The sequence below is a fragment of the Desulfuromonas sp. KJ2020 genome, assembly GCF_024197615.1.
GTDB lineage: Bacteria > Desulfobacterota > Desulfuromonadia > Desulfuromonadales > SZUA-540 > SZUA-540.
The window spans coordinates 199,898-221,837 of record NZ_JAKUKE010000001.1 but is presented as its reverse complement, the minus strand read 5'-3'; the positions used below and the strand labels follow the sequence as shown (position 1 = coordinate 221,837).

Annotated in this window: 18 protein-coding genes; 15 read left to right on the top strand and 3 right to left on the bottom strand. The window is 60.0% G+C overall.

From position 1 onward, the window contains the following. The first annotated feature begins 61 nt into the window (after window positions 1-61). From MJO47_RS01025 to MJO47_RS00955, 15 genes are all read left to right on the top strand, one after another. The gene (locus MJO47_RS01025; RefSeq protein ID WP_253959262.1) at window positions 62-2,059 is read left to right on the top strand and encodes a DUF3365 domain-containing protein; all 1,998 of its coding nucleotides are present in this window, start codon (window positions 62-64) and stop codon (window positions 2,057-2,059) included. 5 nt (window positions 2,060-2,064) lie between these two features. After that, entirely contained in the window at window positions 2,065-3,483 is a 1,419-nt protein-coding gene (locus MJO47_RS01020; protein ID WP_253959261.1) for a sigma-54 dependent transcriptional regulator, read from the top strand. Between the two features lie 249 nt (window positions 3,484-3,732). After that, window positions 3,733-4,122 (top strand): hypothetical protein, encoded by a 390-nt coding sequence (locus tag MJO47_RS01015; protein WP_253959260.1) that lies wholly within the window; start codon window positions 3,733-3,735, stop codon window positions 4,120-4,122. A 33-nt stretch (window positions 4,123-4,155) separates the two neighbouring features. Then, window positions 4,156-5,349, top strand: a complete 1,194-nt coding sequence (locus tag MJO47_RS01010; protein ID WP_253959259.1) for a methyl-accepting chemotaxis protein — start codon at window positions 4,156-4,158, stop codon at window positions 5,347-5,349. A gap of 48 nt (window positions 5,350-5,397) precedes the next feature. Continuing rightward, entirely contained in the window at window positions 5,398-5,760 is a 363-nt protein-coding gene (locus tag MJO47_RS01005) for a response regulator (RefSeq protein ID WP_253959258.1), read from the top strand. A gap of 29 nt (window positions 5,761-5,789) precedes the next feature. Next, the gene (locus tag MJO47_RS01000; RefSeq protein ID WP_253959257.1) at window positions 5,790-6,155 is read left to right on the top strand and encodes an STAS domain-containing protein; all 366 of its coding nucleotides are present in this window, start codon (window positions 5,790-5,792) and stop codon (window positions 6,153-6,155) included. A gap of 10 nt (window positions 6,156-6,165) precedes the next feature. Next, complete coding sequence (locus tag MJO47_RS00995; RefSeq protein ID WP_371926639.1) at window positions 6,166-8,271, top strand: chemotaxis protein CheW; 2,106 nt, start codon at window positions 6,166-6,168, stop codon at window positions 8,269-8,271. A 36-nt stretch (window positions 8,272-8,307) separates the two neighbouring features. Beyond that, window positions 8,308-8,814, top strand: coding sequence for a chemotaxis protein CheW (locus MJO47_RS00990; RefSeq protein WP_253959256.1), 507 nt, complete (start codon window positions 8,308-8,310; stop codon window positions 8,812-8,814). Between the two features lie 29 nt (window positions 8,815-8,843). Next, window positions 8,844-10,832, top strand: coding sequence for a methyl-accepting chemotaxis protein (locus MJO47_RS00985; protein WP_253959255.1), 1,989 nt, complete (start codon window positions 8,844-8,846; stop codon window positions 10,830-10,832). Between the two features lie 54 nt (window positions 10,833-10,886). After that, window positions 10,887-11,726, top strand: coding sequence for a CheR family methyltransferase (locus MJO47_RS00980; protein ID WP_253959254.1), 840 nt, complete (start codon window positions 10,887-10,889; stop codon window positions 11,724-11,726). Beyond that, entirely contained in the window at window positions 11,723-12,208 is a 486-nt protein-coding gene (locus MJO47_RS00975) for a chemotaxis protein CheD (protein ID WP_253959253.1), read from the top strand. The genes MJO47_RS00980 and MJO47_RS00975 overlap by 4 nt, the downstream gene beginning before the upstream one ends. Continuing rightward, entirely contained in the window at window positions 12,205-13,272 is a 1,068-nt protein-coding gene (locus MJO47_RS00970) for a chemotaxis response regulator protein-glutamate methylesterase (RefSeq protein WP_253959252.1), read from the top strand. The genes MJO47_RS00975 and MJO47_RS00970 overlap by 4 nt, the downstream gene beginning before the upstream one ends. 45 nt (window positions 13,273-13,317) lie before the next feature. Continuing rightward, window positions 13,318-16,086, top strand: a complete 2,769-nt coding sequence (locus MJO47_RS00965) for an EAL domain-containing protein (RefSeq protein ID WP_253959251.1) — start codon at window positions 13,318-13,320, stop codon at window positions 16,084-16,086. Between the two features lie 174 nt (window positions 16,087-16,260). Further along, on the top strand, window positions 16,261-18,471 hold the full coding sequence (locus tag MJO47_RS00960) for a methyl-accepting chemotaxis protein (protein ID WP_253959250.1): 2,211 nt from the start codon (window positions 16,261-16,263) through the stop codon (window positions 18,469-18,471). A gap of 302 nt (window positions 18,472-18,773) precedes the next feature. Continuing rightward, the gene (locus MJO47_RS00955; protein ID WP_253959249.1) at window positions 18,774-19,847 is read left to right on the top strand and encodes a zf-TFIIB domain-containing protein; all 1,074 of its coding nucleotides are present in this window, start codon (window positions 18,774-18,776) and stop codon (window positions 19,845-19,847) included. Between the two features lie 15 nt (window positions 19,848-19,862). On the opposite strand, the gene MJO47_RS00950 is transcribed toward MJO47_RS00955, so the two are convergent. The 3 genes from MJO47_RS00950 to nikR form a co-directional block, all read right to left on the bottom strand. Next, window positions 19,863-20,621, bottom strand: a complete 759-nt coding sequence (locus tag MJO47_RS00950; protein ID WP_253959248.1) for an energy-coupling factor ABC transporter ATP-binding protein — start codon at window positions 20,619-20,621, stop codon at window positions 19,863-19,865. Beyond that, the gene (cbiQ, locus tag MJO47_RS00945; protein ID WP_253959247.1) at window positions 20,621-21,430 is read right to left on the bottom strand and encodes a cobalt ECF transporter T component CbiQ; all 810 of its coding nucleotides are present in this window, start codon (window positions 21,428-21,430) and stop codon (window positions 20,621-20,623) included. The genes MJO47_RS00950 and cbiQ overlap by 1 nt, the downstream gene beginning before the upstream one ends. A gap of 72 nt (window positions 21,431-21,502) precedes the next feature. After that, window positions 21,503-21,922 (bottom strand): nickel-responsive transcriptional regulator NikR, encoded by a 420-nt coding sequence (gene nikR / locus MJO47_RS00940; RefSeq protein ID WP_253959246.1) that lies wholly within the window; start codon window positions 21,920-21,922, stop codon window positions 21,503-21,505. Window positions 21,923-21,940: the final 18 nt, after the last annotated feature.

The following is a 21,940-nucleotide window of genomic DNA, read 5'->3' as shown; positions in this document are numbered from 1 at the left end:
CCGTTTGCATTTCTCCCCTCCGGACCGTTAGCAAGCCAATTTCTTGACATCCGGAGATCCCATGCGGCTGCGTACCCGTCTGACCTTAGCCATGCTTCTCTTCTTTGCAGTATCCCTCTTTCTAGTCGAAATTCTACGGTACCAGGGGGTGCAGTGGGAAGTACGCGACCTCATGCTGAAAGAGGCACGCGCCCTGCACAGCATGGTTATGGCTATCCGCCAAGTCTATCACCACCAGTTCCTTGACAGTGGCCTGCCCCTGACTGACGAGACCCTCGGCTTTCTTCCGGCTCATGCCCTGCGGCGCATTTCGGTCGACTTTTCCAACCGCAATCCAAGCGGTATCAGTTTCAACAACGTCTCTGAAAACCCCCGCAATCCCGACAATCTGGCAGATGATATCGAGCGCCAGGCTATCGCCTATTTTCGCGGAAATCCTGCCGAGACAGAGCGACTGCACGTCTACCAGCTAGAGTCAGGTCAAACGATCTACCATTACGCCACCCCCATCCGTACGGAAGCTTACTGCCTCACCTGCCACGGCCAGAGCGCTACCGCTCCTGCCAGCATCCGTGCCCGCTATGATGCCGGCTATGACTATGGTGTCGGGCAACTCGTTGGCATTTTTAGCATCAAGATGCCGGGGTTTGCGATTAAATCCATGACCAACCGTCTGTTCTGGATGAATCTCGTCGACCACCTCACCGGTTATCTCATCCTCTTTATTGCGCTTATCGCCATGCTCAGCGTCTTTATTCTCAATCGCTTACGGCCTCTGCGCCAGGCTGCCCTGGCCGTGGCGGCTGGCGACTACCGGTTTACCTTGCCTAAAGGGCCGGATGATGAAATCGGCGAAGTTTCGACAGCGTTCAAGGACATGGCCACGACCATTGCCGAGCGAGAGCAGTCTTTGCGGGAAAGCGAGCAGCAGAAACGCGAGCTTTCTGATCAATTGAAAACACTATTAGACGGCATACCCGATATCCTGCACTTGTTGGACCGCAATTTTAAGATCGTCTGGGCCAATAAGAGTTCGGCCGATTATTTGGGTATCACGCCGGACGAGATGGTGGGCAGAACCTGCCATTACAAATCCGATATTCCCTGCAGCAATTGTCCCTCTCGGGTTGCCTTTTCGACGGGTCAAACGGCGGAAGAGGTTATCTCGACACCCGACGGCCGCATTTGGGGAGTCAAGGCATTTCCCCTGAAGGATGAAAAGGGTACGGTGCACCAGGTCATCGAGCTGGCCAGCGACATCACCGAAAAGCTCAAGCTGCGCGAAGAGGCCAACCAATCCAGCCGACTGGCATCTCTGGGGGAATTGACGGCAGGAGTGGCCCATGAGATCAACAACCCCAACGCCCTCATCCTGCTCAACCTGCCCCTGCTGCAGGATGTCTTCGACGAATCCCTGCCCATTCTCGATACCCATTTCCGCACCAACCCCGATGGTGAACTCGCCGGCTTCCCCTACCACCGTATGCGTGAGGAGATCCCCCAGGTACTGGACGAAGTTCAGGGGGGCGCCCGCCGCATCAAGCGCATTGTCGAGGATCTCAAGGATTTCGTGCGTCGGGAACGCACCGACCGCCAGGAGAACTTTTTGCTCAATGAGGCGGTGCAGGCCGCCCTGCGTCTGGTCGCCAACCCCATCCACAAGGCCACCGATCATCTGGTGACGCACTACGGGGCAGACATGCCGCTGCTTCTTGGCAACATGCAGCGCATCGAGCAGGTTATCATCAACCTGGTGGTCAACGCCTGTCAGGCCCTGCCCGACCGCAGCCGTTCCATTACCATCCGGACCTCCTTCGACGCCCCGGCGTCCGAGGCGGTCCTCGAAGTGGCCGACCAGGGAGTGGGCATCGCCCCCGAGAATCTGCCCCGCCTCACGGAATCCTTCTTCACCACTCGCCGCGAAGAAGGGGGGACGGGGCTGGGCCTGTCCGTGTCGGCGCGTATCGTCCGGGAACACGGCGGCACCCTGTCTTTCGAATCGAACCCGGGAGAAGGGACGCGGGTCATTTTGCGGTTACCTGTTGCCCCAGAGGAGTAGAGGATATGCCCATACGTCACAACAAGTCCTTGCTGCTGGTCGATGATGAACCCCTGTGGCTGCGGGCGCTGAGCCGCACCCTGCAACGCAGCGGCGGTTTTGCCGACATCATCGAATGCCAGGACAGCCGTCAGGTGCTGGGGATTCTGGCCGAACGCCCGGTGAGCCTGATCCTGCTCGATCTGACCATGCCCCATCTGCCGGGCGATGAACTGCTCCCCCTGCTCGTCGAGCAGTATCCCGAGATCCCCGTTATCGTCAACACGGCTTTGAACCAGGTCGAAACGGCTGTGCAATGCATGCAGCTCGGCGCTTTTGATTTTCTGGTGAAGACCTCGGAAGAAGGTCCCCTGCTGGCCGGAATCCATCGTGCCCTGCGCTTTCTCGAACTGCAGGGTGAAAACCGTGCTCTGCAGCAGCAGGTGCTCAACGAAGAGCTTCGCAACCCCGAAGCCTTCAGCCGCATTCACACCCAAAATTGCCGCATGCTGGCCCTGTTCCGCTACCTCGAAGCCGTGGCGCCAAGCGGGCAGCCGGTGCTCATTACGGGTGAGAGCGGCGCCGGCAAGGAATTGCTGGCCAGGGCTGTCCATCTGCTCAGCCGCAAAGCAGAGCCCTGGGTCCCCGTCAATGTGGCGGGGCTCGATGACAATGTCTTCTCCGATACCCTTTTTGGCCATGTGCGCGGCGCCTTCACCGGTGCCGATCAGCATCGTCCCGGGATGATCGAGCAGGCCGCGGGGGGCACGCTCTTTCTCGATGAAATCGGCGATCTCAGTCCCCTCTCCCAGGTCAAGCTCCTGCGGCTGCTGCAGGAGGGAGAATACCTGCCCCTGGGCAGCGACAAGCCCAAGCGTTGCCGGGCGCGTATCGTGGTGGCCACCAACCAGGACCTGGAGTTGCTGCAGAAGCAGGGGCGTTTCCGCAAGGATCTGTACTACCGTCTGCGCGGTCACCACGCCCAGGTACCGGCCCTGCGCCAGCGCCGCGACGACCTGCCCTTGCTGCTCGAATATTTTCTGGCCGAAGCCGCCGAGGAGCTGGGCAAAAAACGCCCCACGCCACCCCCCGAACTCCTGGCCTTGCTCGGCAGCTATCATTTTCCCGGTAATGTCCGCGAGCTGCGGGCCATGGTCTATGACGCTGTCAGCCTGCATGAATCGGGCAAACTCTCCATGGCGGCCTTCAAAAAGGCTATGGGAGAATCCAGCGGCGGGACTGAGCTCTCCGGTGAGGACGAGACGGCGGCCTCTGTGACCTGCTCTTTCCCCCCCCGACTTCCCAGCATCGAAGACGCGGTATCGCAGCTGGTTGATGAAGCCATGCGCCGGGCCCAGGGGAATCAGGGCATCGCCGCCGGCATGCTCGGCATATCTCGGCAGGCTTTGAGTAAAAGGCTGAAAAAAAACTCCACCTCGTCGTGAGAAAAGGGTGCAACCAGGGTTGCACTGTCAACTTTGGTGGAAAAGTCACCTAACATAGCAAAAATATAACCAGATATTGGTTTTTTTGGAAAAAGGCTGCAACTTCGGTTGCAGCCTTTTTGTTTTTGCTTAGAGGATAAACCTATTTAATATCAGTAGCTTAGAAAGCGTATACGGTTTGGCATTGCCTTTGCTCTAGGAAATGTTCATGACACCGGCGCTGTCCGGTGTGGCCAAAGTTGAGGAGATATGAGCAAACAGATGATCTTGTATTGTGAACAAGGATGTAAACGATCGACGTCCACGGGGTTTCTCCTGGAGCTGGCCGGCTATCAGGTAGCCTACGTCCAGGGTATGGAAGAGGCGATCAACTGGCTGTCGGTCTATGGGGATCGCCAACCGCAGGCGGCTCTGATCCTGGTGGCAGGCTGCTGGAGCGAAGTGCGCAAATCGGCTTTTCTCAAAAGGCTGTGTCGCCAGGAAGGAGACAGGCCTTTGCTGGTGCTCGATGTACAGGGTGAACTGGCCCGGCATCTTTTCATGCAAGGAGAATCTTTGGTGGAGAAGGAACTCTCTTTGGCGCCGGCCCAGAGCCTGGTCGCCTCGCTCCTGGGGAGCAAAGTCTCGTCAAGGAAATAAGGCTGTTTGATTCATTAAAAAAAAGGAAATTTCATGCCGTTACAGATGTCCCGATTCAATCAGAAAGTTGTCAGCCGGGTTCTGCCGTCCCTGCAAAGAGGTGCCCGAAAAGCGGCCGAGACGCTGGCCAGTCGGCTGCGTTCCTCCAAGCCAGAGCCGGGTGCGGAAACTTCGGCTACTGATTTGTCCGTTACCGAGGGGGTGATGGCGTTGGAGCAGGTGACCCAGATCCTCTTTACCGACCTGCAGGAAAAGTTCAACGGCCAGTTCGCCAGCATGCGTTCGGAAAACACTCAGGTGCAGGGCATTCTCGACGACGCCATCAACCGGCTGGTGCAGGGCTTTACCGGCCTTGAGCAGCAGACGCGGCAGCAGCAGCAGCTGTCGTTGCAGCTGACCGGCAAGGCGGAGAAAAGCGGGGAGGCGCCCGAAGGCAAGCAGTCGCTGGCCGCCTTCCTGTCCGAAATCGAAACCATGCTGCACGGCTTCGTCGAGGCGGCGGAAAAGAACGGGCAGGTGGCCGAACGCCTCATCCGCGAGATGCAGCAGACCAACAGCCGCTTCGCCACGGTGCTTGGCCAGCTAGGAGAAATCCGCACCATCGCCCGGCAGACCAACATGCTGGCACTCAATGCCGCCATCGAGGCGGCCCGGGCCGGCGAGGCCGGCAAGGGCTTCGCGGTGGTGGCCGAAGAGGTACGCAACCTGTCGGCCCGCTCCAACCGCTTCAGCGATCAGATCAGCGACGCCGTCAGCGGCATCTCCGACGGTCTGGGGGCGGTGGGTGCCGCCATGGAACAGATGGCCGCCCAGGACGCCAGCATGGTCGCCGACGCCAGAAATCGGGTGGTGGGTCTTTTGCAGAAGAGTCGCGAATTCGACAGCCAGGTGGAACAGTCCGCCGCCCGGATCTCCACTATCGCCGAGAGCGTTGGCCTCGAGGTGCGCTCCCTGGTCACTTCCCTGCAATTTCAGGATATGGCCCATCAGGTGCTCGGCCATGTCAACGGGCGCATCGAGGTGCTCGAAGCGGTGCTGAACGATCTCTCTTCTCTGCCTCTGGGGAAATCGGCGGATGAGGGGGAAGAAGGTGAGACAACCGATGGAAACTTCCGTCTACGGGCCCTCCGGGACGTCCTCGGGCAGGCGGCCATTCTGGTGGAGCAGGCCCAGCACAACCCCGTCTCCCAGAAGACCCTGGATGAAGGCTCCATCGAACTCTTTTAACGATGCCGCCCAGCGCGGCTTGCACACTGACGAACATACGGAGGGCACATGAAAAAAATTCTGGCAGCAGACGATTCCCGTTCCATTCTGCAAATGGTCAGCTTCACCCTGAAGGGGGCCGGCTACGAAGTGGTGGAAGCCGCTGACGGACAGGCTGCCCTGAACCAGGCCCAGGGGCAGAGCTTTGATCTGGTCATCACCGACCTGAACATGCCGAACATGGACGGGATTACTCTTATCCAGAATCTGCGAGGACTGCCGGCCTACCGTTTCACCCCCATGCTCATGCTCACCACCGAGGCCGGCGACGACTTCAAGGCCAAGGGCAAGGCTGCCGGCGCGACGGGCTGGCTCGTCAAACCTTTCGATCCGGCCAAGCTGCTCGGAGTGGTCAAAAAGCTCATCGGATAATTTAATTGCCGCTCCGACAAGGGGAACTCATGGAACAACAGACACAGCGGATTATTGAAGAGAGTGGGGGCATCAGCCTGGTTCGTCTCAAGGGGGCGCTGACCATCCAGGAAGTCGCCGAACTGAAGACACTGCTGCAGCAGGCCTTGAGCCAAAGCGACCAGGTGGTGGTCGACTGCTCCCAGGCGCAGAAGATGGACTTTCCCTGGCTGCAGCTGCTGTGCTCCGCCCACCGAACGGCGGCGAGGGCAGGTAAATCGCTGACCCTGGCCAGCTTGCCCGCTTCGCTGGAGGGTCTTAAGACCGAGGCTGGTTTTGACCGTCATTGCAGCTGCCCGCTCAGCAATGCCCCTGACAACTGCCTGTGGGTGGAGGATGGCCATGAGCACGAGTGACATTGCCGCCATGATGGAAAGACAGCGGGCCGCCTTTCGGGAAGAAGCCAACGAATTGCTGGCCGAACTGGAAGAATCCCTGCTCGAACTCGAAGAGCGCCCCGAGGATATGGACGTGGTCGGGCGGGTCTTCCGGGCCATGCACACCATCAAGGGGTCGGGGGCCATGTTCGGCTTCGAGGCCATCGCCGCCTTTACCCACGAGGTCGAAACGGTCTTTGATCTGGTGCGCAACGGCCAACTGTCTGTCAGCCGCGAGCTGGTGGATCTTTCTCTAGCGGCGCGGGACCAGATCAAACGCCTGCTCGACGTAGCTGATCCTGCCCGTCCCGATGACTCCCCGGAAGGCACCGCCCTGGTCAAAGCCTTTCGTGCCCTGCAGCCGCAGCTGGCGGCGGTCGGCAGTCAAAAAGGAGAAGAAAAAGCGGTCGGCAAAAAGACGGAGACCGAGGTTGCCGTGTACCGGGTGCGCTTCAAACCTTTCCCCCAACTGCTGCGGGGCGGTACCAATCCGGTCCTTTTGCTCAACGAACTGCGTGATCTCGGTTCCTGTGAAATTGTGGCCCAGCCGCAGAACATCCCCTTTCTCGATGACCTCGACCCGGAAGAGTGTCACGTCACCTGGGACGTGGTGCTGACCACCGAGGCCGGCCTCGATGCCATCCGCGACGTCTTCATTTTTGTCGAGGATGAGGCGGAAATTCGCATCGACCGCATCGACGACGGGTTCGACCTGGCCGAGGGGTACACCAAAAAGCTCGGCGAGATTCTGGTCGAGCGGGGGGATATCAGCCAGGAAAAACTGCAGGACTTGCTTGGCCAGCAGAAGAAGCTCGGCGAGAAACTCATCGAATCGCGCCTGGTTGAACCCGGCCAGGTGGCGGCGGCCCTGGCCGAGCAGCACCAGGTGCGCCAGCTGCAGGAAAAACGCAAGCAGGAAGAGGCCCAGAGCAGCTTACGGGTACCGGCGGAAAAGCTCGATGCCCTGGTCGACCTGGTCGGCGAGCTGGTCACGGTGCAGTCGCGTCTGAGCCAGGTGGCGGCGCAGCGCAACGACTCGGACCTGCTGGCCATCGCCGAAGAGGTCGAGCGCCTCACCGCCGAGCTGCGCGACAACACGCTGAATATCCGCATGCTCCCCATCGGCACCACCTTCAGCAAGTTCAAGCGCCTGGTGCGCGATCTCTCCCGCGAGCTCGGTAAGGAGATCGACCTGCAGACCAGCGGCGGCGATACGGAGCTGGACAAGACCGTTATCGAAAAGCTCGGTGACCCCCTGGTACACCTCATCCGCAACAGCATCGACCACGGCATCGAGCCGCCGGAAAAACGTCAGGCGGCGGGCAAGCCTCGCCTGGGCACCATTCATCTTGCCGCCGAGCATTCGGGTGACAGCGTCCTCATCCGCATCCAGGACGACGGTGGCGGTCTCAATCGCGAGGCGATCCGCCGCAAAGCCATCGACCGGGGCTTGCTTGGCGAAGGCGAGGTGCTGGCCGATCACGATCTCTACCAGCTTATCTTTGCGCCCGGCTTTTCCACGGCCGCCTCGGTGACCAGCGTCTCCGGCCGCGGCGTCGGCATGGATGTGGTCAAGCGGGCCATCGAGGCCCTGCGCGGCAGTCTGGAGATCGACAGTCAGCCGGGAAAGGGCACCCTCATCAGCATCCGCCTCCCTTTGACCCTGGCCATTATCGAGAGCCTGCTGGTGCGCCTTGGCGACAGTCATTTCGTCCTCCCTCTCGACGCCATCGAAGAGTGCATCGAGCTGACTGCCGAGACACGCGGTCAGGCCAATGGCCGCAGCCTGGCCAACGTCCGCGGCCAGCTTGTTCCCTATATCGATCTGCGCCGACGGTTCGCCATGACCGGGGAGCGGCCGGCCGTCGAGCAGATCGTCATCACCCGCGTCAACCAGCAGCAGATCGGCTTCGTGGTCGATCACGTCATCGGTGAGCACCAGACCGTCATCAAGTCCCTGGGGCGCTTCTATCGCGGAATCGAGGGCGTTTCCGGTGCCACCATCCTCGGCGACGGTTCCGTGGCCCTCATCCTCGATCTTGCCTCCCTGCTCAAGGCCGTGGAACAGGAAAAACAGCAAGAAAACCCGAAATAGGCAGAGTCCCATATATCGAAACAGGAAGGAGTATGTATGAGTGTGGAAAACGGCATGGAGACCAACCAGTACCTGACCTTCAGGCTGGACGGTGAAGTCTTTGCTCTGGGCATCGACAAGGTGCGCGAGGTGCTCGACTTCACCGAAATGACCAAGGTGCCGCAAACGCCCGAATTCATGCGTGGGGTCATCAATCTGCGCGGCAACGTGGTGCCGGTGGTGGACATGCGCCTCAAGTTCGGCATGGCCAAAACGGAGAAGACCGTCAACACCTGCATCATCATCACCGAGATCGACCTGGAAGGGGAGACCACCGTCATCGGCGCCCTGGCCGATTCGGTGCAGGAAGTCCTCGACCTGGAGCCGGAGCAGATCGAGCCGCCCCCCCGTATCGGCACGCGGCTGCGCACCGAGTTCATCAAGGGGATGGGCAAGCGCGACGAACAGTTCATTATCATTCTCGACATCGACCGGGTCTTTTCCAGCGACGAGCTGGCGGTAGTGACCGGCGGGCAACCCGGGGACGAAACCGTTAAAGTCTGATTCAAACACTATTAATTCAGGAGGTTTTTATGTTTAAAGGAATGAGTCTGGCCAAAAAACTGACGGCCGGTTTCGCCGTGGTGCTGGCCCTGCTGGTCATTATCGGTGTCGTAGCCTTCAACGCCATCAACCAGTCGTCACACGATTTTTCAGACTATCGCCGCATGGCCCGTAACACGAATACGAGTGGCCGTATCCAGGCTAACCTGCTGGAGGGCCAGGTGGCTTCCTTGAACTTCATCCGTACCGGCAGCAATGAAGATCAGAAGATTTTTGAAGAACGGTATGCTCTGACTTTGAAGTTCATGGAGGAGGCAAGAGGATCCATCCAGAACCCCGAGCGGCAAAGATTGCTGGCTAAAGCCGATGAAGTGTTGAAGGACTATAATGCGACCTTCGCCAAACTGGTTGCTTATAGAGATGTGCGCAATGAGCTGGTCAACAACCTCGGTGTTTATGGTATGGAGGCCGAAAAGGGTTTGACGGCAATTCTCACGAGTGCCCGGGCTGATCAGGACATGGTCGCCGCTTATAATGCCAGCCTGGCCTTAAGGGATCTTCTGCTCGCCCGCACGTATGCGATGAAGTTTCTCGATGCCAACGATGAGTCCGATGCAGACCGCGTGCGTCAAGAGTTAAATGAGTGTAAAAAAGAGCTTGAAGTTCTTAATAGGGAGTTGAAAAACCCGGAACGTCGGCGCCTGCTGGGTGAGGTGATGGACCGGCATGAAAAATATACCCAAGACTTCAACAAGACAGTAAATCTTATTGTTGAACGCAATAACGAGAGAGCCAAATTGGACGCCCTTGGTGACCAGGCCGGTGTCGACATTGAAGATCTCAAACTATCCATTATGAAGGCTCAGGATGAACTGGGCCCCCGCGTGAAGGCCGCCAACGATAAGGCCATCCGTGTGATTGCCATCATGGCTATTGCGGCTGTGATCATCGGCATCCTCGCCGCCCTCTTCCTGATCCGCGGCATCCTGCGCCAGCTCGGTTGTGATCCTTCCGTAATTGAGGAGGTCACCAAAAAGATCGCCGACGGCGACCTGACCCAGAAAATGGATCTGGTCGTGAAGAATGAAGCCAGCGTCTACGCCTGCATGAAGAACATGGTGGAAAAGCTCACGGAGATCGTCGGCAATGTGCAGAACGCCGCCGACAACGTCGCTTCCGGCAGCCAGGAGCTCTCGGCTTCGTCCGAAGAGATGAGCCAGGGGGCCACCGAACAGGCCGCTGCCGCTGAAGAGGCCAGCAGCTCCATGGAGCAGATGGCCGCCAATATCCGCCAGAACGCCGACAACGCGTTGCAGACGGAGAAGATTGCCACCCAGTCGGCCCGTGACGCCCAGGACGGCGGCAAAGCCGTGGCCGAGACCGTGTCGGCCATGAAGGATATCGCCGACAAGATCAGCATCATTGAAGAGATCGCCCGCCAGACCAATCTGCTCGCTCTGAATGCCGCTATCGAGGCGGCCCGCGCCGGGGAGCATGGCAAGGGCTTTGCCGTGGTGGCCGCCGAGGTACGCAAACTGGCCGAACGCAGCCAGCACGCCGCCGCCGAGATCAGCGACCTGTCGAGCAGCAGTGTCGAAGTGGCGGAAAAGGCCGGCGAGATGCTGGCCCGCATGGTACCCGACATCCAGCGCACCGCCGAACTGGTGCAGGAAATCTCCGCCGCCAGCAAGGAGCAGGATGCCGGCGCCGAGCAGGTCAACAAAGCCATCCAGCAGCTGGACCAGGTCATTCAGCAGAACTCTTCCGCTTCGGAAGAGATGGCCTCGACCTCGGAAGAACTCAACAGCCAGGCCGAGCAGCTGCAGCACACCATCGCCTTCTTCAAGGTGAACAGCGGCAGTGCTGCCCGCGTTACCACCCGCGCCCTGCCGTCACCCAAAGCGCCCTCGGTCAAGCCGGCGGCCAAGCCTTCCGCGCCGAAAGCGGCCGGCAAGGGTCTGCAGCTGGACATGGGGTCGGGCAGCGACAAGCTGGACGACGAGTTCGAGCGCTTCTAGCCTGCAGAGTCGCCCCCGGTGGTCCGTCGCCGGGGGCGACCATAGGAGATACAGGTGAAATCAGGCCTTTCCACCAAAACCTTCAACGAGCTCAGCCATTTTATTTACGATGAGCTGGGCATCAAGATGCCGCCGGGCAAGAAGACCATGCTCGAAGGGCGTCTGACCAAGCGCATGCGCGCCCTGGGCCTGGAAAGCCACGACGACTACTGCCGTCACGTCTTCAGCGAAGAGGGGCAGGGCGAAGAGCTGGTCCATCTGCTTGATGCGGTCACCACCAATAAGACGGATTTTTTTCGGGAGCCGAGCCATTTCGATTACCTGACCGCCGCCACCCTGCCCGAACTGGCTCGCACCTATGGGGCCGGGATGCGGCGCCGCCTGCGGCTCTGGAGCGCCGGCTGTTCCACCGGGGAAGAGCCCTACACCCTGGCCATGGTGCTCTCCGACTATGCCGAGACGGTGCCGGGTTTCAAATTTGATATCTTCGCTACGGACATCAGTACCCGTGTGCTGGAAAAGGCGCGGCGGGCGGTGTATGAAAAGCGGCTGATTGCCCCCGTCAGCCCGGCCTTTCGCAAAAAATACCTGCTCAAGAGCAAGGATCCCAACAGCCCTCTGGTGCGCATTGCCCCGGCGCAAAGGGCCCAGGTGACCTTTGGCCGCCTGAATTTTATGGATGAGGATTTCGGCTGGCCCGAGCCCATGGACATCATCTTCTGTCGCAACGTCATCATCTATTTTGACAAGCCGACCCAGGAGGCGCTGATGAACCGCTTTTGCCGCTATCTGCGGCCAGGAGGCTATCTTTTTCTCGGTCATTCCGAGTCGCTGCACGGCTATGATGTGCCCCTGAAACAGGTCGCCCCCACCGTGTACCGGTTTATGCGATGACCGATTTTGCCGCGCCGCCCAATGCCTTTTTTCTGATGCCGGCCGAGTTGCTTATTCTCAGCGAACCGGCCCTGGTGTCCACCATTTTGGGATCGTGCGTGGCAGTGACCTTCTTTCACAAACGAACGGGCCTGGCGGCGATCTGCCATGCTCTGCTGCCCAGCAGCACGACGGAGGACTGTTTCAAGTTCGTCAACTGCGCCCTGGCCCACATGCTGGAGCAATTTGAAAAGCGCAAGATTCTTCGCCGCGAGATCGAGGTCAAGGTCTTCGGCGGCGCCGACGTGCTGGCCACCACCGGCGGCTTTTCCGGCGGCACCGTGGGGGCCAAAAATATCCAGGCCGCTTTTGACTTTATCAGCGCGGCCGGGCTGCGCGTCGCCTCCTCCGATACGGGAGGCAAACAGGGACGCAAGATTCTGTTTCATTCGCATACCGGCGAGGTCTGGCTCCGGCGGCTGGGGCAAGGAGGGCGGTCATGAAGAAAAAAATCCGCGTGCTCATCGTCGATGACTCGGCCCTGGTGCGCCAGACCCTGGCGGATCTGCTGGCTTCCGATCCACAGATCGAGGTTATGGCTACGGCGGCCGACCCTTTTATCGCCGCCGACCGTCTGCAGGAGGAGATCCCCGACGTCATCACTCTCGATGTCGAGATGCCGCGCATGGACGGCATCACCTTTTTGCAGAAGATCATGAGCCAGCACCCCATCCCCGTGGTCATCTGTTCGAGCCTGACCGGTCAGGGGACGGAGACGGCCTTGAAAGCCCTGGAATACGGCGCCGTGGAAATTATCGAGAAACCTCGCCTGGGGACGCGGCAGTTTCTGGAAGAATCCCGCCTGCGCATCTGCGATACCGTCAAGGCCGCCGCCTCGGCCCAGCTGCACCGTCTCAGCGAGCGCAGCATCAAGGCGGCACCCAAGCTGACGGCCGATGCCGTGCTGCAGAAGCCGGCCTCGGGCGCCATGCTGCAGACCACCGAAAAGGTGGTGGCCGTCGGCGCTTCCACGGGCGGTACCGAGGCGTTGCGGGTCTTTCTGCAGGCTTTGCCCATGGACAGCCCCGGTGTGGTCGTGGTACAGCATATGCCCGAGAATTTCACCGCCAACTTCGCCAAACGCCTCGACAGTCTCTGTGCTGTCTCCGTCGCCGAAGCCAAAGACGGCGATTCGGTGCTGCGCGGCCACGTGCTCATCGCCCCCGGCAATCACCACATGCTGCTCAAACGCAGCGGCGCCCGCTATTACGTGCAGATCAAGGACGGTCCCCTGGTCAGCCGGCACCGACCCTCCGTCGATGTGCTCTTCCGCTCGGCGGCCCGCTATGCCGGCAAGAACGCCGTCGGGGTCATCATGACCGGCATGGGGGATGACGGCGCCCGTGGCATGCTGGAGCTCAAAGAGGCCGGTGCCGTCACCTTCGCCCAGGATCAGGCCACCTGCGTCGTCTTCGGCATGCCGCAGGAGGCCATCAAAATGGGGGGCGTCGACAGGGTGCTGCCTCTCGACGGGCTGGCCCCGGCGGTGCTGAGGGTCTGTCTGTAAGTTTTTTGATGTGATGAAATAAACCGATGTAGGGGAACAGGTCTTATGGCCCATTCAGATCAGCCAACGATGAAGCCGCCGCAGGGAACCAGGACGCCACGGATCAGCCATGTGCTGGGCTTGACGAACGTGATCCTGTTTGTGTTGGCTACCCTGGCCCTGGTGACTTTTGTCAATTACGGCATGAGGCGCCACTCTCTGGAGGAAGCCCGGAACCGCTCCCGGGTCATTTTAGAGCGCAACCTGGCTGTCCATCAGTACTTCAATAGCCACCTTAAGCCCCGCCTCTTTGAACGCCTGGAGCAGAGTGGCTCGCTCGAACCGACTTATTTCGATCCGACCTGGATGTCGTCGACCTACGCGGTACGGGAGATGAACCGCATTTTTTACGCCAATGTGGCGGAGAATGATGGCCTCTATTACAAAGAAGCGGCAATCGATGCCCGCAGCCCGGCCAACGAGGCGGACGAGCATGAGCGGGCTTTTCTGGTCGCCCTGCGCCAGGACCCGAATCTCAACGAGTGGTCGGGGGTGCGGGAGATCGACGGGAAACCTTTTTTCGAGGTCATGGTGCGCGGCGAGTCCATGGAGGCATCCTGCCTGCGCTGTCACCTCAACCCCGATCTGGCTCCTGCCGACCTGGTGGCCCGTTATGGCCCGGAAAGGAGCTTCGACCGTTTTGAAGGGCAGTTGGTCTCGGCTCTCTCCGTTCGTATCCCTTTGGCGGCGGCCTATGCCAGCGCCGATCGCTTTTCACACAGTCTCTACGGTGTTATCGGTGCCGTCCTGGTCGCCCTTTTTCTGTTCCAGTGGTTTGTGGGGCGCCGTTTAGTCGTTGGCCCGCTGCGAAAGATCCATGACAAGGTCGTGCAGATTGTCCACAACGAATCGCGGCTGGGCGAACAGGTGGGTTCTTTCGAAACCCGTGAGTTCAACGAGGTGGCTGCGGCTTTCAACAGTCTCTCGACCAACCTCAAGCACAGCCGGGATACTCTCGAATCCCAGGTCGCTCAGCGCACCGAAGAACTGCATCACACCAACCGCCTGCTGGAGGAAGACATTCGCGAGCGCCAGGAGGTGGAAGACGCCCTGCGGGCATTCAGCGAATTCAATGCCAGTGTTATCAATAGCCTGCACGACGCCCTGATTGTCATTGATGCCCAGGATTACCGCATTTTGTCCGTCAATGAGGTGTTTCTTCGGGAGGAGAATTGCCAAACCGAGCAGGATGTGCTGGGCCGCACCTGTCATGAGGTGATCCACGGATTTTCTTCCCCCTGCTTCAACGACGGCCGCGATTGTTCGCTGGTGCGCAGCGCTACCGCCGGCGAAAAGGTGGTGGTCGAGAACGAAGTGCAGACGCCCGAAGGGATTCGCTTCAAGGAGGTCGTCGCTGTTCCCATCAAGACAGCCGACGGTGAGGTTCGTCAGATCATTCACATCTCTCGCGACGTGACGGAGCGCAAGGAGGCGGAAAGCCGCATCCGTGAACTGGCCTATTTTGATGCTCTCACCGGGCTGCCCAATCGCCGCCTGTTCATGGACCGTCTGCGCCAATCGATGAAAATGGCCCAGCGTCGTGGAAAGAAGCTGGCGGTGCTCTTTGTCGATCTTGACCGCTTCAAGAATATCAACGATTCCCTCGGCCATCAGATGGGCGACGAATTGCTGACCCGCGTGGCGCGGTTCATGGAAGAGTGCACACGCAATATGGATACGGTGGCGCGCCTTTCCGGCGACGAATTTGCCATTATTCTGGAAGATGTTGAGCACGATGACAGTCCGGCGATCTTCGCCCAGCGGATTCTCGACATCTTCACCGAGCCGGTATGGGTGGGAGGGCATCAGACCTACAGCTCCTGCAGTATCGGTATCGCTCTCTTTCCCCGTGACGCCGAGGACGCCGACACCCTGCTGAAAAACGCCGATATCGCCATGTACGAGGCCAAGCGCCTGGGGCGTAACCGCTATCATTTCTTCTCCGAGGATATGAACGGCCTGGCCCTGAAGCGGCTGGAACTGGAAAACGGCATCCGCCGGGCCCTGCTCAACGATGAATTCTTCCTTTGCTTTCAGCCCCAGATCAACCTGGAGACGGGGCGCATTACCTGCCTGGAGGCCCTGGTGCGCTGGCAGGATCCGGTCAAAGGCCTGGTCTCCCCCGGGGAGTTTATCCCCCTGGCCGAAGAGACGGCGCTGATTCTGGCCATCGATGAATGGGTGCTGCGCACCGCCTGCCGTCAGTGCCGCACCTGGCGCGACAACGGCAACCCCGAAGTGAAGGTGGCCGTCAATATTTCGGGGATGCAGTTTAAACAGCCCAAGTTCATCGACCTGATCGACCGTGTGCTGGCGGAAACGGGACTTCCCTCCGAGTGTCTTGAACTGGAGCTGACCGAGGGGCACCTGATGGACAACATCGAGAGCACCATCATGACCCTCACCGACCTGAAGGTGCGCGGCATCAGTCTGGCCATCGACGACTTCGGCACGGGGTATTCGTCGCTGAGTTATCTGAAGAACTTCCCCATCGACCGGGTGAAGATCGACCAGTCCTTCGTGCGCCGTCTCCCCGAGGACGGCAGCGACAAGGCTATCGTCGAAGCCATCCTCGCCCTGGCCCGCAGTCTCGACCTGAAAGTGATCGCCGAAGGGGTTGAGACCGAACTTCAGCTCGACTACCTGAAAACCCGTGACTGCCTGGAGATGCAGGGCTACTTCTTCAGTCGTCCCTGCCGGGTGGAAGAGCTGGCGCCCCTGTTGGCGCGAGCTACTCCCTATGGCCAGTATGGTCGGGCGGCGGTAAGGCTTTAAAAGCCAATATCTCGGCACCCTAAGGACAGTTATTTGACTTTGCGACGGCTCAGAAGGCTGTCAGCGCCTCAAAAAGGACCATATTTTCTGGCATTGTGCTTGCTTAACGCCTTTTAAGATGCGCGCTGCTTAAAGCATCCATTTGATTTATGACACTCGGGTGGGAGGTATTTTATGAAGATTTTCGCAAAACTCACGGGCGCCTTTATCGTCGTGGCGCTTATCTGCGCCTTTGTCGGCGCCGTCGGCTGGTTCGGCATCCGTTCGACCGAAGGGTCGCTGCGAGAGCAGGCCGAGGTCAATGTGCCGGCCCTGCGCGGATTGGCCCTGATGATGGAAGGGATGAACGCGATCAAATCGGCGGAGCGCACCATGGTGATCGCCAGCATCTCCGCCCAGGACCGCCAGCATGAGATCGACAATCTGGGGAAGCGCTGGGAAAAGTTTGACGAAGGGTACAAACTGTATGGCGGCCTGTCCCATTCCGACGAAGAAGCGGCCCTCTGGAAGCGGTTTGCTGCCGCGCTGGAAACCTGGAAGGCGGAGCATGCCAAGCTGGTGGAGCTGGCCTCACGCGTGAAGCTCGATGACGTGGAGACCCTGGAGGCTATTCTGGTCGCCCGCCAGCTCGACCATGTCAAATGGGTCGGCACCCTCGATCTGAGCATCGCCCAGGGCGACCAGTTCAAGAAACAGCTGGATCCAACCCTGTGCGCCATGGGCAAGTGGATGTCGACCTTTACCTCGGACGATCCCCATTTTAACAACATCATCGCCAAATTCCACGAACCCCACCGTCGTCTGCACGGCTATGGCGGCCAGATCAACCAAATGCTTGCTGCCGGTAAGACCCGTGCCGCCCGCAATCTTTTTGATACCGAGGTCGTGCCGACGCTGGCCGCTATCGAAGCGATTTTTCAAGAGGCGCGTGCCGATGTGCGGGAGAATGTAGGCTTTCTGGAGCAAGCGGTTGAGGTGGCTTTCGGCAGCGAACGCCAGGCTTTTTCCGCGGTAGAAAAACTCCTCGAACAGATCATGAAGGCCGACACTGAGCAGTCGGCGGCAGACAGCGCCGCCGCGCAGGCCGGGGCCGCCAAGGCCCGCAGCACCATGGTGGTGGCGGTCATTCTTTCCGTTATTCTGGCTATTGCCTTGGGCCTGGTCCTTTCCCGGGATATCTCGGGGGCTATGAAACGGGCCGTCGCCATGATCCTGGGCCTGGAGCGCGGTCACCTGGACCAGCGTCTGCGCATGAAGCGCCAGGACGAAATCGGCGACATGGCCTCAGCTATGGACGGTTTTGCCGACAGCCTGCAGGGCGAGGTGGTGGCTTCGTTGCAGAAGCTGGCCGATGGCGACCTGACTTTCGAAGTACGTCCCCGCGATGAGCAGGATGTCATCCGCCGTGCTCTCAGCCGGGTAGGGGAAGACCTCAACGGTATTCTGGCCCAGATTCACGTGGCCGGCTCCCAGATGGCCTCGGGTAGCGCCCAGGTGGCCGATTCGAGCCAGTCCCTCTCGCAGGGGGCCACGGAGCAGGCCAGTTCGCTGGAGCAGATCACCAGCTCCATGGCTGAACTGGCCTCCCAGACCCGCCTCAACGCCGAAAACGCCACCCAGGCCAACCAGCTGGCCACGACCGCCCGCGGCGCGGCCGAAAACGGCAACGCCCAGATGCAGCAGATGGTGGCGGCCATGAACGATATCAACGCGTCAGGCGAGAGCATTTCCCGCATTATCAAGGTCATCGACGAGATCGCCTTCCAGACCAACCTGCTGGCTCTGAACGCCGCCGTCGAAGCGGCCCGCGCCGGTCAGCACGGCAAGGGCTTCGCCGTGGTGGCGGAAGAGGTGCGCAATCTGGCCGCCCGCAGCGCCAAGGCAGCGGCCGAAACGGCCGAGCTCATCGAGGGGTCGGTGAAGAAGGCCCAGAACGGTTCGGAGATCGCCGACCGTACCGCTGCCGCCCTGGGCGAGATTGTGGCCGGCATTTCCAAAGCCACCGACCTGGTGGCCGAGATCGCCGCCGCTTCCAACGAACAGGCCCAGGGCATCGCCCAGATCAACCAGGGGCTCGGCCAGATCGACCAGGTCACCCAGCAGAATACGGCCAACGCCGAAGAAAGCGCCGCCGCCGCCGAAGAACTGTCGAGCCAGGCCGCCCAACTGCAACAGATGCTGGCCCGCTTTTCTTTGAAGAATCTCGGCCAGGATTATGCCCAGCCGATGCCGGCCCCAAAGCCGGCCCTGAGTCTGCCCTCGGCGGCGCCAGCCAAGCCCGCGCCTTCATCCGGCTGGGAGACCAAGCCGTCACCGGCCGCCTCCAAGGGTCAGGACGTTTCGCAGGTTATCGCCCTGGATGACGAGGAATTCGGGCGTTACTGATTTTTACTGGTTTACGCTAAATCTCTTTTAAAGGCCGGCTTGACCGGCCTTTTTTTATTGGTTTCGCACCGCCAAACTATGAAGAAACCAAAAAAATTCAGCAACCTCCCAAGGCAGGATATCCAAAACAGATTCTGGGCAGGCACCGCTTGGAAGTTTTCTTCGTGTCTTTGGGGTGAAAAGGTCTAGAAAATATTGGATTGCACCCAGGTTTTGCTCATGTATCAAAGTTTTTGCCTGCACGCCATTCCCTCAAAAGAATTTTATGCTACCCTTTCCTAATTAAGGAAAAGGATGCTGAAATGGCAGTTGTCAGTGAAGGTAAGTGCCCAGAATGCGGACGTAAGGTGTCCCTGCTCACCTCGACCGGGGCGAAAGTTTCCCGTTGCCCCCGTTGTGGTGGGATACTGAAAGAGAGTGCCTCACCCGGATCCACTCTGGGAATCGAGTCATCCCTGGATCGCTTCGGTTCGCAGTCTTCTGCGCTTTTACAGGATAAAGGCGAAGAAAAGTCACCGACGGCGGTGGCCAAGGAGAGGGCGGAGACCAAAACAGCGCCGGCGCCGAAAGCTTCCGGAGTGGTGGATGTCAAGAAAGAAGAGGCGGTCCCACCCAAGCCGTCTTCTCCGCCCGCCCAGCCGAAAAAGGCGCCGGCTCCAGCCAGGCCGGTGGTGTCGGGAAAAAAGGCCGAAAACAAAGAGGTCGCTGCCGACCTGACGAAGACCGTGGTGGAAAAGAAAACCCCTGATGAAACGGCTAGACCCGTGGCCGAGGTCGCGTCGGCACCAAAGCCTGAGCCGGCACCTGAACCTGAGGCAGCACCAAAGCCTGAGGCTGCACCAAAGCCTGAGGCAGCACCAAAGCCTGAGGCAGCACCGGAGCCTGAGGTAGCACCGGAGGCAGCGCCGAAACCGACACCGGAGCCTGAGCCTGAGCCTGAGCCTGAGCCGAAATTGCAGGCGACCAAAGGCGAATCCCTCGAGAGGTTGGATCGCTTTGTGACGGAGACCTTGGCTCGGCAGGTGGAACCTGAAAAGGGGGCAGGCGACGACACGCAGGTGGTCGAGGAGCCCGGAGAGCCTGCTCCTGATGAAGAGCTCCTGACTGCGGCGAAAAAAGATCTTTCAGCTCTGGCCGCTGAGTATGCCGCTGCCGAGGATGCATCGACGGAAACCTTATCTGCCGATCTGTCCCGCATCGTGGCCCAGATCGATAAACTGTTCGGTCCCGGTTACGCCAGCCAGCACCCCGAACTCATCACGGCGGCTCTGCAGACCCAGCAGGCAACCTCTGCCTCGGCCGATATCATCAAGCGTCTTGAACGTTTCGAAGATCGATTGGCCCGACTGGAAGCCCTGTTAAAAGAGGGACGCTAGGCACGTTTTTCCCCTTTACGTCTTCATCCTTCCGCAAAGGGGACATCCCCGCATACCTAATGGTTTTTCCAGACGGCAGCGCTGTAACAAACCCCCATCCGTAAAAATCTCGCTGGTCGGGCCTTCCCCGGCAATCTTCCCTTCATGCAGGACAAGGGTCCTTTCGCACACCTCCATAACCAGGTCGAGATCGTGGCTGGCAAGGATGAGGGTGTGCCCAAAGCCGTTGAGCAGCTGGATGAGCTGGCGGCGGCTGCAGGGATCGAGGCCGGTGGTCGGTTCGTCGAGTACCAGGATGTCCGGCTGCATGGCCAGGACCGTGGCCAGGGCGACCCGGCGCTTTTCGCCCGCGGAGAGGCGATAGGGCGGCCGCTCTTTCAGGTGAAGGGCGTCGACCTGATTCAGGGCTTCGGTGGCCCGCGCGCTGACCTCCTCGGCGTCCAGGCCCAGATTCAAGGGGCCGAAGGTCACATCCTGCCAGACGGTCGGCATGAACAGCTGATCGTCCGGATTCTGAAAGACCAGACCGACCCGGCGCTGCACCTCCTCGCGGTTTTTGGGGCCGAGGGCGATATTCTGGATTGTCAACGTGCCCGATGTGGGCGTCAGCAGGCCGTTCAGATGGAGCAGCAGGGTGGATTTGCCGGCTCCGTTGGCCCCGGTGATGGCCAGCGACTGCCCCCGGTATGCCTCGAAGGAAATTTCCCGCAGGGCGTTGGTCCCATCGGGATAGCTGTATTGCAGGTTGTTTGCCTTAACCACCAGCTCGGTCATCAAAACAGCTCCATGAATAGTCCCCCCATCCACTGGGGAAGATTCCAGATACGCAGCAGGAGGAAGATGGTGCACCACCCCAGGGTGAAGAGGATTTCCCGCCGACCAAAACGGCCTTGCTGCAGGGAAGGCAGGTGCCCGTCAAAACCGCGGCAGCGCATGGCCTGGTGAATGCGCTCGGCCCGCTGCAGGGACCGCAGGAGCAGCTGCCCGGTCATCAGGGCGTAGACACGCCATTCCAGCCCCTTTTTGCCAAAGGATCGCAGCGCCCTGGCCCGGGCCAGACGTAGTCCTTCCTCGATCAGAACGAAAATGTAGCGATAAAGGAAGAGCAGCTGCATGGTGAAAATTCGGGGGGCGCCCAGTTGCTCCAAGGCGCGACAGACCCCGGGAAAGCTGGTGGTGGCGATCAGGATGAGGGCGGCCCCGATGGTCAGCACGAAGCGCAGCAGGATGGACGTCAGAGAGAGCCAGCCGCCGCTGACGGGCAAGGGGCCGACCTGCAGGAGAATCTCCCGATCGAGCATGGGATTGAGGATGGCGATACACAGGACAAAGGGAGCAACCCAGAGCAGACGTCGCAAGAAGATGGTCAAGGGCAGGCCGGCGACAGCGATCTGCCAGAGAGGAAAAACCAGAAAAGGCAGCAGGGCGGCAACCTGGTACTTGCCGAAGGAGGCCACTGTGACGACAAAGACCAGGGTGGTGAGCACTTTGGCGCGGGGGTCGAGACGGTGCAGGGGGCTCTGGCGTGCGGCCAGGTCGTCCAGGGTTCCCAAGTTGAGGAGAGCGGTGCCGATATGGGCCATGCCGGAGCCTTTGGTGTTACGAATGACGCTTTCGTGGCACGCGTGGGCGCCAGAAACTGTCGATTGCCCGGGTCAGGCCAGATCCTGGCCCGTGCTGGTGGTAACCAGTTTGCCGTGCTTGACGCCGCGGGTGCCGATAAGTTCGTCGGCCAGCTGCCTTACTTTGCCGGCGGTTCCCTTGACGACCAGGACTTCCAGGCAGTGATGGGCGTCGAGGTGGACGTGCAAGGTCGAGACGATGGCCTGATGGTGCGTGTGCTGGCGCTCGATGAGCTTGTCCCCCAGGTCGCGGGTGTGGTGATCGTAGACCAGGGTCACCGTGCCGACGATCTCCTCATCGTCCCGGGCCCAGCGGTCTTCCACCAGGGCATTGCGAATGAGATCGCGAATGGCCTCGGAGCGGTTGACGTAGCCCTTGCTGCTGATGAGTTCATCGAAGCGCGACAACAGGCGTTCGTCCATGGAAATGCCGAAGCGGGTCAGGTCGGCCATCGTAAAATCCCCGTTGAG

Bases quoted from the DNA above. Each gene is read 5' to 3' on its own strand.
- MJO47_RS01025 (WP_253959262.1), top strand. From the start codon at position 62: ATGCGGCTGCGTACCCGTCTGACCTTAGCCATGCTTCTCTTCTTTGCA.
- MJO47_RS01020 (WP_253959261.1), top strand. From the start codon at position 2,065: ATGCCCATACGTCACAACAAGTCCTTGCTGCTGGTCGATGATGAACCC.
- MJO47_RS01015 (WP_253959260.1), top strand. From the start codon at position 3,733: ATGAGCAAACAGATGATCTTGTATTGTGAACAAGGATGTAAACGATCG.
- MJO47_RS01010 (WP_253959259.1), top strand. From the start codon at position 4,156: ATGCCGTTACAGATGTCCCGATTCAATCAGAAAGTTGTCAGCCGGGTT.
- MJO47_RS01005 (WP_253959258.1), top strand. From the start codon at position 5,398: ATGAAAAAAATTCTGGCAGCAGACGATTCCCGTTCCATTCTGCAAATG.
- MJO47_RS01000 (WP_253959257.1), top strand. From the start codon at position 5,790: ATGGAACAACAGACACAGCGGATTATTGAAGAGAGTGGGGGCATCAGC.
- MJO47_RS00995 (WP_371926639.1), top strand. From the start codon at position 6,166: ATGATGGAAAGACAGCGGGCCGCCTTTCGGGAAGAAGCCAACGAATTG.
- MJO47_RS00990 (WP_253959256.1), top strand. From the start codon at position 8,308: ATGAGTGTGGAAAACGGCATGGAGACCAACCAGTACCTGACCTTCAGG.
- MJO47_RS00985 (WP_253959255.1), top strand. From the start codon at position 8,844: ATGTTTAAAGGAATGAGTCTGGCCAAAAAACTGACGGCCGGTTTCGCC.
- MJO47_RS00975 (WP_253959253.1), top strand. From the start codon at position 11,723: ATGACCGATTTTGCCGCGCCGCCCAATGCCTTTTTTCTGATGCCGGCC.
- MJO47_RS00970 (WP_253959252.1), top strand. From the start codon at position 12,205: ATGAAGAAAAAAATCCGCGTGCTCATCGTCGATGACTCGGCCCTGGTG.
- MJO47_RS00965 (WP_253959251.1), top strand. From the start codon at position 13,318: ATGGCCCATTCAGATCAGCCAACGATGAAGCCGCCGCAGGGAACCAGG.
- MJO47_RS00960 (WP_253959250.1), top strand. From the start codon at position 16,261: ATGAAGATTTTCGCAAAACTCACGGGCGCCTTTATCGTCGTGGCGCTT.
- MJO47_RS00955 (WP_253959249.1), top strand. From the start codon at position 18,774: ATGGCAGTTGTCAGTGAAGGTAAGTGCCCAGAATGCGGACGTAAGGTG.
- MJO47_RS00950 (WP_253959248.1), bottom strand. From the start codon at position 20,621: ATGACCGAGCTGGTGGTTAAGGCAAACAACCTGCAATACAGCTATCCC.
- cbiQ (WP_253959247.1), bottom strand. From the start codon at position 21,430: ATGGCCCATATCGGCACCGCTCTCCTCAACTTGGGAACCCTGGACGAC.
- nikR (WP_253959246.1), bottom strand. From the start codon at position 21,922: ATGGCCGACCTGACCCGCTTCGGCATTTCCATGGACGAACGCCTGTTG.